General features: G+C 67.0%; 11 protein-coding genes. 9 read left to right on the top strand and 2 right to left on the bottom strand.

The window, feature by feature from the left end; genetic code table 11:
• Positions 1 to 68: 68 nt before the first annotated feature.
• The 4 genes from CFB45_RS15460 to CFB45_RS15445 all read left to right on the top strand — a co-directional run bounded on the left by CFB45_RS15460 (position 69) and on the right by CFB45_RS15445 (position 3550).
• Positions 69 to 1007 (top strand): MurR/RpiR family transcriptional regulator, encoded by a 939-nt coding sequence (locus CFB45_RS15460; RefSeq protein WP_089426315.1) that lies wholly within the window; start codon positions 69 to 71, stop codon positions 1005 to 1007.
• Positions 1008 to 1009: 2 nt separating this feature from the next.
• The gene (locus tag CFB45_RS15455) at positions 1010 to 2491 is read left to right on the top strand and encodes an N-acyl-D-amino-acid deacylase family protein (RefSeq protein WP_089426314.1); all 1482 of its coding nucleotides are present in this window, start codon (positions 1010 to 1012) and stop codon (positions 2489 to 2491) included.
• Between the two features lie 76 nt (positions 2492 to 2567).
• Complete coding sequence (locus CFB45_RS15450) at positions 2568 to 2954, top strand: RidA family protein (protein WP_011353171.1); 387 nt, start codon at positions 2568 to 2570, stop codon at positions 2952 to 2954.
• A gap of 176 nt (positions 2955 to 3130) precedes the next feature.
• Positions 3131 to 3550 carry a bleomycin resistance protein gene (locus CFB45_RS15445; RefSeq protein WP_089426313.1) on the top strand — a complete coding sequence of 140 codons (420 nt, stop codon included), beginning with the start codon at positions 3131 to 3133 and terminating at the stop codon, positions 3548 to 3550.
• Between the two features lie 124 nt (positions 3551 to 3674).
• Here CFB45_RS15445 and queF read toward each other — a convergent pair whose 3' ends face one another.
• Positions 3675 to 4499: an NADPH-dependent 7-cyano-7-deazaguanine reductase QueF gene (gene queF / locus CFB45_RS15440; RefSeq protein WP_089426312.1), complete on the bottom strand. Its 825-nt coding sequence runs from the start codon at positions 4497 to 4499 to the stop codon at positions 3675 to 3677.
• 11 nt (positions 4500 to 4510) lie between these two features.
• The gene (gene ilvA / locus CFB45_RS15435) at positions 4511 to 6034 is read right to left on the bottom strand and encodes a threonine ammonia-lyase, biosynthetic (protein ID WP_089426311.1); all 1524 of its coding nucleotides are present in this window, start codon (positions 6032 to 6034) and stop codon (positions 4511 to 4513) included.
• Positions 6035 to 6609: 575 nt separating this feature from the next.
• Between ilvA and CFB45_RS15425 the strand changes: the two genes are divergently transcribed.
• The 5 genes from CFB45_RS15425 to CFB45_RS15405 all read left to right on the top strand — a co-directional run bounded on the left by CFB45_RS15425 (position 6610) and on the right by CFB45_RS15405 (position 13444).
• Positions 6610 to 10644, top strand: coding sequence for a DUF3683 domain-containing protein (locus CFB45_RS15425; RefSeq protein WP_089426309.1), 4035 nt, complete (start codon positions 6610 to 6612; stop codon positions 10642 to 10644).
• A gap of 85 nt (positions 10645 to 10729) precedes the next feature.
• Entirely contained in the window at positions 10730 to 11173 is a 444-nt protein-coding gene (locus CFB45_RS15420; protein WP_089426308.1) for an HIT family protein, read from the top strand.
• On the top strand, positions 11170 to 11583 hold the full coding sequence (locus tag CFB45_RS15415) for a gamma-butyrobetaine hydroxylase-like domain-containing protein (RefSeq protein ID WP_089426307.1): 414 nt from the start codon (positions 11170 to 11172) through the stop codon (positions 11581 to 11583). Before CFB45_RS15420 ends, CFB45_RS15415 begins: the two co-directional genes overlap by 4 nt.
• Before the next feature lie 53 nt (positions 11584 to 11636).
• Positions 11637 to 12368 carry a bifunctional demethylmenaquinone methyltransferase/2-methoxy-6-polyprenyl-1,4-benzoquinol methylase UbiE gene (gene ubiE / locus CFB45_RS15410; protein WP_039360112.1) on the top strand — a complete coding sequence of 244 codons (732 nt, stop codon included), beginning with the start codon at positions 11637 to 11639 and terminating at the stop codon, positions 12366 to 12368.
• Between the two features lie 41 nt (positions 12369 to 12409).
• Positions 12410 to 13444: a Tim44 domain-containing protein gene (locus CFB45_RS15405; protein WP_071335064.1), complete on the top strand. Its 1035-nt coding sequence runs from the start codon at positions 12410 to 12412 to the stop codon at positions 13442 to 13444.
• Positions 13445 to 13534 lie beyond the last annotated feature (90 nt).

The following is a 13534-nucleotide window of genomic DNA, read 5'->3' as shown; positions in this document are numbered from 1 at the left end:
GCATCGGCGCGGTGATGTTATTTAGTAACATCGAGCTTCGCACCCTCGAGCTTCGCCCCTTTTTGCAGATGAATACGCCTGCCACCCCGTCCACCCCGCTCGCACCCGAGCTTCATCCGGCGCCGGCCGCTCCGCCGGTGCTCGACATCGTCGCGCGGATCGCCGAATGTGCGCCCGAGCTGCGCGAAGCCGAGCGCAAGGTCGCCGCGTTCATCCTCGCCGACCTGGCGCGCGCCGCGCATGCGAGCATCGGTGCGCTGGCACGCGACGCGGAGGTCAGCGTCGCGACGGTCACGCGTTTCGCGAAGGCGGTCGGCTGCCGCGACGTGCGCGAACTGAAGGTGCTGGTCGCGCAGGCGGCGGCCGTCGGCCAGCGCTTTCTGGTGCCGTCCGACGACGCGCCGGCCGATGACACGAGCCCCGCGTCGATGGTCTACGACGAGATTCGCGTGGCGCTCGCGCACAACCATCAGTTGCTGCGCAACACGTCGTTCGAGGCAGCCGCCGACCTGCTCGCCGCCGCGAAGATGACTTATGTGTACGGGCAGGGCGGCGGCTCGACCGCGCTCGCCGACGAGTTGCGCTTCCGGCTGGTGCGCTTCGGCCGGCCGGTCGCGAGCTACCAGGACAGCGTGCTGCAGCGGATGGTCGCCGCGACGCTGTCGCGCGACACCGTCGTCGTCGCGCTGTCGGTGAGCGGCCGCGTGCCCGAGCTGCTCGAGAGCTGCCGGCTCGCGAAGCGCTACGGCGCGAAGCTGATCGCGATCACCGCGCCGGCATCGCCGCTCGCGAAGCTGGCCGACCACCTGATTCCGGTCGTCGCGTTCGAAACCGATTTCATTTACAAGCCGTCGACATCGCGCTACGCGATGATGATGGCGATCGACGTGCTCGTCACCGGAGTCGCATTGCGGCTCGGCGATGCGGGCCGAGAATCGCTGCGTCGCATCAAGCACGCGCTCGATGCGCATCGCGGCGGCGGAGACCGTCAACCGGTAGGAGACTGACCATGCATTCGCATCCCGAAGCCGCCGATACGCTGATCGTCGGCGCGCAGCTTTACGACGGTACCGGCGCGCCGCCCGTCACGCGCGACGTCGCGATCCGCAACGGCCTGATCGCGGCGATCGGCAACCTGTCGAACTGGCTGGCCGAGAACGTCGTCGATGCGAACGGCCGCGCGCTCGCGCCGGGCTTCGTCGACGTGCACACGCACGACGACACGCACGTGATCCGCGCACCGGAGATGATCCCGAAGATCTCGCAGGGCGTGACGACCGTGATCGTCGGCAACTGCGGGATCAGCGCGTCGCCGGTGACGCTCGCGGGCGATCCGCCCGACCCGATGAACCTGCTCGGCGAGCGCGGTGCGTTCCAGTACCCGACCTTCGCCGACTACGTCGCGGCCGTGAACGGCGCGCGTCCGGCCGTGAACGTCGCGGCGCTCGTCGGCCACACGGCGCTGCGCAACAACCAGATGGATCGCCTCGACCGCGCGGCGACCGACGGCGAGATCGCCGGCATGCGCGCGCAGCTCGAGGAGGCGCTCGCGAACGGCGCACTCGGCCTGTCGTCGGGCCTCGCGTACGGCTCCGCGTTCGCGGCGCCGACCGAGGAGGTGATGGCGCTCGCCGAGCCGCTCGCGAACGCGGGCGCGCTGTACACCACGCACATGCGCACCGAGTTCGACGCGATCCTCGATGCGATGGAAGAGGCGTACCAGGTCGGCCGCCATGCGCGCGTGCCGGTCGTGATCTCGCACCTGAAGTGCGCGGGCCCGTCGAACTGGGGGCGCAGCACCGAGGTGCTCGCGTCGCTCGAAGGCGCGCGCCGCTACCAGCCGGTCGGCTGCGACTGCTATCCGTACAGCCGCAGCTCGTCGACGCTCGACCTGAAGCAGGTGACGGGCGACATCGACATCACGATCACGTGGTCGGAGCCGCACCCGGAAGTGGCGGGCAAGCTGCTGAAGGCGATCGCGGCCGAGTGGGGCGTGACCGAGCAGGAAGCCGCGCAGCGCATCCGCCCGGCGGGCGCGGTGTACCACAACATGTCCGAGGACGACGTGCGCCGGATCCTGTCGCATCCCGCGACGATGGTCGGCTCCGACGGCCTGCCGAACGATCCGCTGCCGCACCCGCGGCTGTGGGGCGCGTTCCCGCGCGTGCTCGGCCACTACGTGCGCGACACGAACCTGCTGCCGCTCGAGGAAGCGATCCGCAAGATGACGTCGCTGTCCGCGCGCCGCTACGGGATCGCGCGGCGCGGCGAGGTGCACGTGGGCTACCACGCGGATCTCGTGCTGTTCGACCCGGCGAGCGTGATCGACGCCGCGACGTTCGAGAAGCCGCAGCAGCCCGCGCACGGGATCGACGCCGTGTGGGTGAACGGCGTGCTCACTTACGAAAACGGCCAGCCGACCGGCGAGCGCGCCGGCGGCTTCGTCGCCCGCGGCGAGCGCGTGCCGGCGAGTGCCGACGCCGCGTTCTGAACGCGGCGGTTGTTCCGATCTGCCGCGCGCGCCATCGTCGGTGCGCGCATCCGTAACCGAAACAAGGAGTGAAACGATGAAGCGATATGGCGTAGGCGAAGCGAAGGGCACCGGCGGCCAGGTGATGCCGTTCGCACGCGCGGTCGAGGCCGACGGCTGGCTGTACGTGTCGGGCCAGACGCCGATGGTGAACGGCGAGGTCGTCGAAGGCGGCATCGTCACGCAGTCGAAGCAGACGATCGAGAACGTGATCGCGATCCTGAAGGAGGCCGGCTACGGCCTCGAGCACGTCGTGCGCTGCGGCGTGTGGCTCGACGACGCGCGCGATTTCGCGTCGTTCAACAAGGTGTTCATCTCGTACTTCGGCGAGCATCCGCCGGCACGCGCGTGCGTGCAGTCGAGCATGGTCATCGACTGCAAGGTCGAGGTCGACTGCATCGCGTACAAGGCGCCGGCGAAGTAACGCGGCCACGGCGAGCCGCTACGCAACGGGCCCGGCGCATTTACATGCGCCGGGCCCGTTTTTTTCATGTGCGGGGCACTGCTCGACCGGTCGGCGGTGTTCCCGAGGCCGCAATCGTCGCAACGCATCCCGACCGTTCATGTAAGGTGCCGCATGACCATACGGGGAGGATGTGCATGGAATGGGCTGCGCTGGTGCCGGAGCTGATTTGCTCGGACCTTGCCGGAAGCATTCGCTTCTATCGCGACGTGCTCGGATTTCGGATTCGCTTCGAGCGTCCGGAAGACGGGTTCGCCTATCTCGAGCTCGGGGGCGCTCAGCTGATGCTCGAGCAGCACAGCCCGGAGGGCTGGTTGACCGGCCCGCTGGAGCCGCCGTTCGGGCGCGGGATCAATTTTCAGATCGAGGTCGATGCACTCGATCCGATCTTCGAGAGGATTCGCGCCGCGGGCGTGACGCTGTTCGTCGAGCCGCGCACGTCCTGGTATCGGGAGGGCGAGATCGAGCATGGCCAGGTCGAGATGCTGGTGCAGGATCCCGACGGCTATCTGTTGCGCCTGGTGGAGCTTCTTCCGGAGCGGCCGGTGAAAGGTTGACCGTGGGCCGGCCGCGTTTCTCCGCGCAATGAAAAACAGCCCGGCCGGTTGAACCCGGTCGGGCTGTTTCATCAGGGGATACCGCCGCGCGTTGCCAACTGCGAACCGCGGCCACCCGCCGCTGTTACTGCCGCGCGTTGCGCGCGTTGTCCGGCATCGGCTGGTTGTAGTTGGTGCGGAACGGGTTGATGTCGAGCCCGCCGCGACGCGTATAGCGCGCATATACCGCGAGCTTCACCGGTTTGCACGCGTGCAGGATGTCGAGGAAGATCCGCTCGACGCACTGCTCGTGAAAGCCCGTGTGGTTGCGGAACGAGATGATGTAGCGCAGCAGGCCCGCGTGATCGATCTGCGGCCCGACGTAGTGGATCTGCACGCTGCCCCAGTCGGGCTGGCCGGTGACCGGGCAGTTCGAGCGCAGCAGGTCGGATACGAGCGTCTCCTCGACCGGCGCTTCGTCTTCAGCGGCCGACAGCAGCGACGGATCGGGTTCGTACACGTCGGTGTCGAGGTCGAGCCGGTCGAGCGACAGCCCGTCGAGCTCGTCCATCTCGAGCTTGCCGAAATCGTGCGGCGACACGAGCTGCACGGAGACGGTCGCGCCGCACGCGGCCGACACGTCGCGCTTCAGCACGTCGCGCACTGCGTCGATCGAATCGAACTTCGTCTGCGCGAACGAGCCGAGATACAGCTTGAACGACTTCGATTCGACGATGTTCGGCGATTCGGCCGGCACGTAGAACGTCGCCACCGCGATCTGCGGCTTGCCGCGCGCGTTGAGCCACGACAGCTCGTACGCGTTCCAGATGTCGGTGCCGAAGAACGGCAGCGCCGACGTGATGCCGAGCTGCTCGCGCGCGCCGGCGCGCGGGATCGGGAACAGCAGCGACGCGTCGTACTGGGCGGCGTAGACGGTGGCCTTGCCGAGCGGGGAATGTTCGGGATTCATGCGTGACGCCTTTACGACAGAAAGAGGCGGTAAGCCGGGTTGGCGCTCTCCTCGACATACGGATAGCCGAGTGCCGCGAGGAAGCGTTCGAATTCGGCGCGATCGGCCTGCGGCACCTGCAGCCCGACGAGGATCGAGCTGTAGTCCGCGCCCTGGTTGCGGTAGTGGAACAGGCTGATGTTCCAGTCCGGCGCCATCGACGACAGGAACTTCATCAGCGCGCCCGGGCGCTCCGGGAATTCGAAGCGGAACAGGCGCTCGTCGAGCGCGAGCGGCGAGCGGCCGCCCACCATGTAGCGGATGTGTTCCTTCGACAGCTCGTCGTGCGTCAGGTCGACGCTCTTGAAGCCATGCGACTCGAAGTTCGCGGCGATCTCGGCCGATTCGCCGCGGCGCTTGATCTGCACGCCGACGAAGATGTGCGCGGCCTGCGCATCGGCGATCCGGTAGTTGAACTCGGTGACGTTGCGGTCGCCGACGAGCGAGCAGAAGCGCTTGAAGCTGCCGCGCTCCTCGGGGATCGTGACCGCGAACACGGCTTCGCGCGCTTCGCCCACTTCCGCGCGCTCGGCGACGAAGCGCATCCGGTCGAAGTTCATGTTCGCGCCGGACGTGACCGCGACGAGCGTCTGGTTCTCGATGCCTTCGCGTTCCGCGTAGAGCTTCGCGCCCGCGACCGCGAGCGCGCCGGACGGTTCGAGCACGCTGCGCGTATCCTGAAAGACGTCCTTGATCGCTGCGCACAGTGCGTCGGTGTTCACCGTCACGACGCCGTCGAGGTATTCGCTGCAGAGCCGGAAGGTTTCCTCGCCGACCAGCTTCACGGCGGTGCCGTCCGCGAACAGGCCGACCTCGCTCAGCTCGACACGCTTGCCGGCTTCCAGCGACTGCGCCATCGCGCACGAATCCTCGGCCTGCACGCCGATCACCTTGATCTCCGGGCGCACCGCCTTCACGTAGGCCGCGACGCCGGACGCGAGCCCGCCGCCGCCGATCGGCACGAAGATCGCGTGGATCGGGCCCTGGTGCTGGCGCAGGATTTCCATCGCGATCGTGCCCTGGCCTGCGATCACGTACGGATCGTCGAACGGGTGGACGAACGTGAGGCCGCGCTCTTCCTGCACCTTGACCGCGTGTGCATACGCGTCGCTGTACGACTCGCCGGCCTGGATCACCTCGACGCTCGGGCCGCCGTGCGCACGCACCGCATCGACCTTCACCTGCGGCGTCGTGACGGGCACGACGATCACGGCCTTGACGCCCATCCGCGCCGCCGAGAACGCCACACCCTGCGCGTGGTTGCCGGCTGACGCCGTAATCACGCCGCGCGCGAGCGCTTCCGACGGAATGTGCGCCATCTTGTTGTACGCGCCGCGCAGCTTGAACGAGAACACCGGCTGGTTGTCCTCGCGCTTCAGGTAGACGGCGTTGCGCAGGCGGGCCGACAGGTTGCGGGCGGATTCGAGTTCCGTCTCGATCGCGACGTCGTAGACGCGCGCGGTGAGGATTTTCTTCAGGTAATCGTGGGATGCCATGGGTGCTCGCGTGCAGTGCGGAAAGCAGACGGTAAAGGATCAATGATAGCGCCAAGGGTCTGTCTGCACGCAAGCGGCATGCCGAGCCGGTGTTCGCGGGGCCGTGCGGGCGGGGCGTCGGCGGGCGCGCGCTGCCTTTTTTACCGGCTTAACCGCACGGTTACCGACCGGACGGACGGCGAATGATCGCGCGAAATCGCGCCGAGCCAGGCCTGGCGCGGCTCGCGGGGATAGCCCCACGACCTGTCCGACGTGTCACGCGTGGCCCGATCATGGGTTAGAATTCCGTTTTGAATCAAGGATCGGAAGATGCAGAGGCACCCTCGGATCGCACCGTTGAAGCCGACGCCGCGCGCAGCCAGCCCCGCGGCCGAACGGCATGCGCGCCGCGCGCGATCGTGCTGATCGTTCCGAGTGCCGCCAGGCCCTGTCGCCGGCCAGGAGGGGCGAGTCGCCCGCTCCGGCCCCATGAAGGACAGCCGCGCGCCTGGTAACAGAACAGATTTCCCCAAGATTGCGCCCACGCGCTTGCCGACGCCCGTGCACGGTGTATCGGCCCTCCGAGTCGTCCGAACATGAACGCACCACAAGTTTTCGATCCGCATGGCGCGGCCGCCGCCGTCGCCGCCGACCCCGCGCCCCGTTTGCGCGAGATTCCCTACAACTACACGTCCTTCTCGGATCGCGAGATCGTGATCCGCCTGCTCGGCGAAGAGGCGTGGTCGGTGCTCGACGAACTGCGCGCCGAGCGCCGTACGGGCCGCTCGGCACGGATGCTGTATGAAGTGCTCGGCGACATCTGGGTCGTGCGCCGCAACCCGTACCTGCAGGACGACCTGCTCGACAACCCGAAGCGCCGCGCGCTGCTGATCGAGGCGCTGAACCACCGCCTCACCGAAATCGGCAAGCGCCGCAGCGCGGATCTCACCGAGCACCGCGACGACGCGGGCCGCGAGCGCGCATCGCGCGTCGAGATGCTCGAAACCGCCGCGCAGCGTGCGGTCAACGAGTTCGCCGACGAATTCGAGAAGATGGCCGACCTGCGCCGCCGCGCGACCAAGGCGCTCGGCCGCTGCACGCAGAAGGACAACATCCGTTTCGACGGGCTGTCGCGCGTGTCGCACGTGACCGACGCGACCGACTGGCGTGTCGAATACCCGTTCGTCGTGCTGACCCCCGATAGCGAAGCCGAGATCGCCGGCCTGATCAAGGCCTGCTTCGAGCTCGGCCTGACCGTGATCCCGCGCGGCGGTGGCACTGGCTACACGGGCGGCGCGGTGCCGCTCACGCCGTTCTCCGCCGTCATCAACACCGAAAAGCTCGAACAGCTCGGCGCGGTCGAGCTGACCGAGCTGCCGGGCGTCGCGCACAAGGTGCCGACGATCTTCTCCGGCGCGGGCGTCGTCACGCGCCGCGTGACCGAGGCGGCGGAAGCGGCCGGCTACGTGTTCGCGGTCGATCCCACCTCGCTCGACGCATCGTGCATCGGCGGCAACGTCGCGATGAACGCGGGCGGCAAGAAGGCCGTGCTGTGGGGCACCGCGCTCGACAACCTGGCCTGGTGGCGGATGGTCGACCCGGACGGCAACTGGCTCGAAGTCACGCGCCACGAGCACAACCAGGGCAAGATCCACGACATCGCGGTCGCGCGTTTCGAGCTGAAGTGGTTCGACGGCGCCTACGCGCCGGGCGAGAAGCTGCTGCGCACCGAAATGCTCGAGATCGAAGGGCGCCGGTTCCGCAAGGAAGGGCTCGGCAAGGACGTGACCGACAAGTTCCTCGCCGGCCTGCCGGGCGTGCAGAAGGAAGGCTGCGACGGGCTCATCACGTCCGCGCGCTGGGTGCTGCACAAGATGCCCGCGCACACGCGCACCGTCTGCCTCGAATTCTTCGGCCAGGCGCGCGAGGCGATCCCGAGTATCGTCGAGATCAAGGATTACCTGTTCGAGACGTCGAAGCAGGGCGGCGCGATCCTCGCGGGCCTCGAGCACCTCGACGAGCGCTACCTGCGCGCGGTCGGCTACGCGACCAAGAGCAAGCGCAATGCCTTCCCCAAGATGGTGCTGATCGGCGACATCGTCGGCGACGATGCCGATGCGGTCGCGCACGCCACGTCCGAAGTGATCCGGATGGCGAACGGCAAGAGCGGCGAAGGCTTCGTCGCGGTCAGCGCGGAGGCGCGCAAGCGCTTCTGGCTCGACCGCAGCCGCACGGCCGCGATCGCGAAGCACACGAACGCGTTCAAGATCAACGAAGACGTCGTGATCCCGCTGAACCGGATGGGTGAGTACACCGACGGTATCGAGCGGATCAACATCGAGCTGTCGCTGAAGAACAAGCTGCAGCTCGTCGATGCGCTGGAAGCGTTTTTCCGTGCCGGCAACCTGCCGCTCGGCAAGACCGACGACGCGAACGAGATCCCGAGCGCCGAACTGCTCGAGGACCGGGTCCAGCAGGCGCTGGAGCTGCTCAAGCGCGTGCGTGCCCGCTGGGAATTCGTGCGCGACCGGCTCGACCAGCCGCTGCGCGAGGCGCAGCACTACCTCGTGCAGCTCGGCTACGAGGCGCTTGCCGAGAAGTTCGCCGATCGCGCGGACGATCAGCCGGGCGCGACCGTGTTCCACATCACGCAGGACCGCACGGTCCGCATCTCGTGGAAGCAGGAAATCCGTGCAGAGCTGCGCGCGATCTTCAACGGCGGCGCGTTCAAGCAGATCCTCGACGAGGCGCAGGCGATCCACAAGCAGGTGCTGCGCGGCCGCGTGTTCGTCGCGCTGCACATGCACGCGGGCGACGGCAACGTCCACACCAACCTGCCGGTCAACTCCGACAACTACGAGATGCTGCAGGACGCCCACGCGGCGGTCGCACGCATCATGACGCTCGCGCGTTCGCTCGACGGCGTGATTTCCGGCGAGCACGGCATCGGCATCACGAAGCTCGAGTTCCTGACCGACGACGAGATCGCCGAATTCCGCGCATACAAGCAGCGCGTCGACCCGAACGGCCGCTTCAACAAGGGCAAGCTGCTCGAAGGCGCCGATCTGCGCAACGCCTATACGCCGAGCTTCGGGCTGATGGGGTACGAGTCGCTGATCATGAAGCAGTCCGACATCGGCGCGATCGCCGATTCGGTGAAGGACTGCCTGCGCTGCGGCAAGTGCAAGCCGGTGTGCGCGACGCACGTGCCACGCGCGAACCTGCTGTACAGCCCGCGCAACAAGATCCTCGCAACCTCGCTGCTGGTCGAGGCGTTCCTGTACGAGGAGCAGACGCGCCGCGGCGTGTCGATCAAGCACTGGGACGAGTTCAACGACGTGGCCGACCACTGCACGGTGTGCCACAAGTGCGCGACGCCGTGCCCGGTGAAGATCGACTTCGGCGACGTCACGATGAACATGCGCAACCTGTTGCGCAAGATGGGCAAGAAGAAGTTCAACGCCGGCAATGCGGCGGGCATGTTCTTCCTGAACGCGACCAACCCGCAGACGATCAACGTCGCGCGCAGCGTGATGATGGGCGCCGGCTACAAGGTGCAGCGCTTCGCGAACGACATGCTGAAGAAGGTCGTGACGAAGCAGACGCAGCACCCGCCGGCGACGGTCGGCAAGCCGCCGGTGGTCGAGCAGGTGATCCACTTCGTCAACAAGAAGATGCCGGGCAACCTGCCGAAGAAGACGGCGCGCGCGCTGCTCGACATCGAGGACAACAAGATCGTGCCGATCATCCGCAACCCGAAGTCGACCACGGTCGATTCGGAAGCGGTGTTCTACTTCCCGGGCTGCGGCTCCGAGCGCCTGTTCTCGCAGGTCGGGCTCGCGACGCAGGCGATGCTGTGGGAAGCCGGCGTTCAGACGGTGTTGCCGCCGGGCTACCTGTGCTGCGGCTATCCGCAGCGCGGCTCGGGCCAGTACGACAAGGCCGAGAAGATCGTCACCGACAACCGCGTGCTGTTTCACCGGGTCGCGAACACGCTGAACTACCTCGACATCAAGACGGTGGTCGTGTCGTGCGGCACCTGCTATGACCAGCTCGCCGGCTACGAATTCGACAAGATCTTCCCGGGCTGCCGGATCATCGACATCCACGAGTTCCTGCTCGAGAAGGGGATGAAGCTCGATGGCGTGACGGGCACGCGCTACATGTATCACGACCCGTGCCACACGCCGATCAAGACGATGGACCCGGTGAAGCTCGTCAACGAGCTGATGGGCGCCGAGAAGGACGGCTACAAGATCGAGAAGAACGATCGCTGCTGCGGCGAATCGGGCACGCTCGCGGTCACGCGCCCGGACATTTCGACGCAGGTCCGCTTCCGCAAGGAAGAGGAGATCCGCAAGGGGGCCGCGAAGCTGCGCAGCATCCCGGTCGTGGCCGGCAACGCGCCCGGGTCGGCTGCAGCGGCCGCCGCGGCCGCGAACGGCCCGGACGTGAAGATCCTGACGAGCTGCCCGTCGTGCCTGCAGGGCCTGTCGCGCTACAGCGAGGACGCGAACCTCGAAGCCGACTACATCGTGGTCGAAATCGCGCGCCAGGTGCTCGGCGAGAACTGGATGGCCGATTATGTCGCACGTGCGAACAATGGCGGGATCGAGCGCGTGCTGGTCTAATGCGGGCATGACGACCGCCCGACCGGGCCAGGAATGAGCGGGCGCCGGCGCGGCAATGCCGGCGCCCGTCCACATGGGAGCGACGATGGAATGCGTGTTTTGCCGTGAAGACGGCGGCGAGGTGCTCTGGCAGGACGATGCGGTGCGTGTCGTCCTCGCGACGGGCGAGCACGACTACCCGGGCTTCTGCCGGGTGATCTGGGGCGCGCACGTGGCCGAATTCTCCGATCTCGGCGAACCGGAGCGGGCACATCTGATGCGCGTGGTCTATGCGGTCGAGCGGGCCGTGCGCCGCGTGATGCAGCCGAACAAGGTGAATCTCGCGAGCCTCGGCAACATGGTGCCGCACGTGCATTGGCACGTGATCCCGCGCTTTTCCAACGACGCACACTTCCCGCAGCCCGTATGGGCGCCGCGCCAGCGCAGCGTGTCCGAGGCGCTGCTGCGCTCGCGCGCAGCGCAGGCCTCGCTGCTGCACAATGCGGTGCGCGAGGAAATTCAACGCATGACCGATTCGAGGCAGCCATGAGCGGTTTGACTTCCACGACGCCGATTCCGTCCGGCGTCGTCGTGCACGCGGTATCGCGCGTGCTCGAATTGCAGTACCCGAACGGCGACAGTTTCCGGATTCCGTTCGAGCTGATGCGCGTGTATTCGCCGTCGGCCGAGGTGCGCGGCCACGGGCCCGGCCAGGAGACGCTGCAGACGGGCAAGCGCGAAGTGACGATCACCGCGCTCGAGGGCGTCGGCCACTACGCGCTGCAGCCGACGTTCTCCGACGGCCATTCGACCGGCATCTACTCGTGGGACCTGCTGTACGAGCTGGCCACGCAGCAGGACGCGCTGTGGCGCGACTATTTCGACAAACTGAAGGCGGCGGGCGTCGAGCGCGATGCCCCGATGCCGGCGGCGAATGCGTCGCACGGCCACTGCCACTGAAATTCGACGGCGCCCGCTCGGCGCCGTCTTGCCATTTACTGAGGATCAACGCGATGAGCAAAACCCACTTCGGCTTCGAAAGCGTCGAGGAAAACGAAAAAGCGAAGAAAGTGGCGGGTGTGTTCCATTCGGTCGCGAGCAACTACGATCTGATGAACGACCTGATGTCGGCGGGCATGCACCGCGCGTGGAAGGCGTTCACGATCGCGCAGGCGAACGTGCGCCCCGGCTTCAAGGTGCTCGACCTTGCGGCCGGCACCGGCGACCTGACCCGGTCGTTCGCGAAGGCGGCCGGGCCCACCGGCGAGGTCTGGCATACGGACATCAACGAATCGATGCTGCGCGTCGGCCGCGACCGGCTGCTCGACAAGGGCATCGTGACGCCGTCGCTGCTGTGCGACGCGGAGAAAATTCCCTTTCCGGACAACTACTTCGATGTGGTCACGGTCGCGTTCGGGCTGCGTAACATGACGCACAAGGATGCCGCGCTGGCGGAGATGCGCCGCGTGACGAAGCCCGGCGGCCGCGTGATGGTGCTGGAGTTCTCGAAAGTCTGGGATCCGCTGAAAAAGGCGTACGATCTGTATTCTTTCAAAGTATTACCGTGGCTTGGCGACAAGTTCGCGAAAGATGCTGAAAGTTACCGGTATCTTGCCGAATCTATTCGGATGCACCCCGATCAGGACACGCTGAAGACGATGATGGAACAAGCAGGCCTCGATGCCGTCAAATATTACAATTTGTCAGGTGGCGTGGTAGCTTTACACATGGGAGCCAAGTATTAAGGGGCTCTTTCCATACATTTGTCTTACATCTGGAGAAACTGATGTTCGAATCGCGTTCGTTGTTCAACCGTAGCAAGCCGTCGAAGCCGTGGGCTCGACGGGTCGGCACGCTGCTGATGGTCGGCCTGCTCACGGCCGGCACGTTCGCATCGCTCGACGCCGAAGCCAAGCGCATGGGCGGCGGGCGCAGCATCGGCCGCCAGAACTCCACGGTCACGCAGCGCCAGGCCACGCCGCCCGCGCAGCAACCGATGCAGCAGGCCGCGCCGTCGCAGGCGCAGCGGGCGAATCCGGCCGCGCCCGCGCCGGCCGCACAGCCCAACCGCTCGCGCTGGCTCGGGCCGATCGCCGGCCTCGCGGCTGGTCTCGGTATCGCGGCGCTGCTGTCGCACTTCGGCCTGGGCGGCGCATTCGCGAGCATGATGGCGAACGTCATCGTGATCGCGCTGCTCGCGGCGGTCGGCATCTGGCTGATCCGCAAGTTCATGAACCGCCGTCGTCCGCAGGAGCCGGCCTACTCGGTCGGCGGCTCGGCGTCGTCGTCGGGCGGCTACTCGCAAAGCCCGTCGTTCCAGCAGGGCGGCACCGGCAGCAACTACTCGGGTAGCGGCAGCAGCTACGCGAACGAAGCGCAAGGCGTGTTCGGCGGCGGTGCCGCGGCCACCGGCGCGGCAGCGGCTGCTGCGGCAGCACCGCTCCAGGTGCCGGCCGGCTTCGACACCGAAGCGTTCCTGCGCAGCTCGAAGGTTTACTTCGTGCGCCTTCAGGCCGCGTGGGACCAGGGCAACCTGGCCGACATCCGCGAGTTCACGACGCCGGAAATGTTCGCCGAGATCAAGATCGACCTCGATTCGCGCGGCAACGAGTCGAACCAGACCGACGTCGTGCAGCTCGACGCGGAACTGGTCGCGATCGAGGATCGCGGCATCGAGCAGTCGGCGAGCGTGCGCTTCCACGGCCTGATCCGCGAATCGGCGAATGCATCGGCCGCGCCGTTCGACGAGGTGTGGAACCTGTCGAAGTCGGGCAGTCAGGGCTGGCTGCTCGCGGGCATCCAGCAGATCAACACGCACTGAGCGTGACCGGCGGCCCGCGCCGCCGGCACCCGGGCGACGGCCGCCGCACTGCGACCGCTTGCCGCCCGGGTGTGCGGTCAGGCACGGTCT

The organism is Burkholderia sp. HI2500 (genome assembly GCF_002223055.1).
GTDB lineage: Bacteria > Pseudomonadota > Gammaproteobacteria > Burkholderiales > Burkholderiaceae > Burkholderia.
The sequence above is the reverse complement of the archived record's forward strand: the minus strand, read 5'-3'. Positions and strand labels throughout refer to the sequence as shown.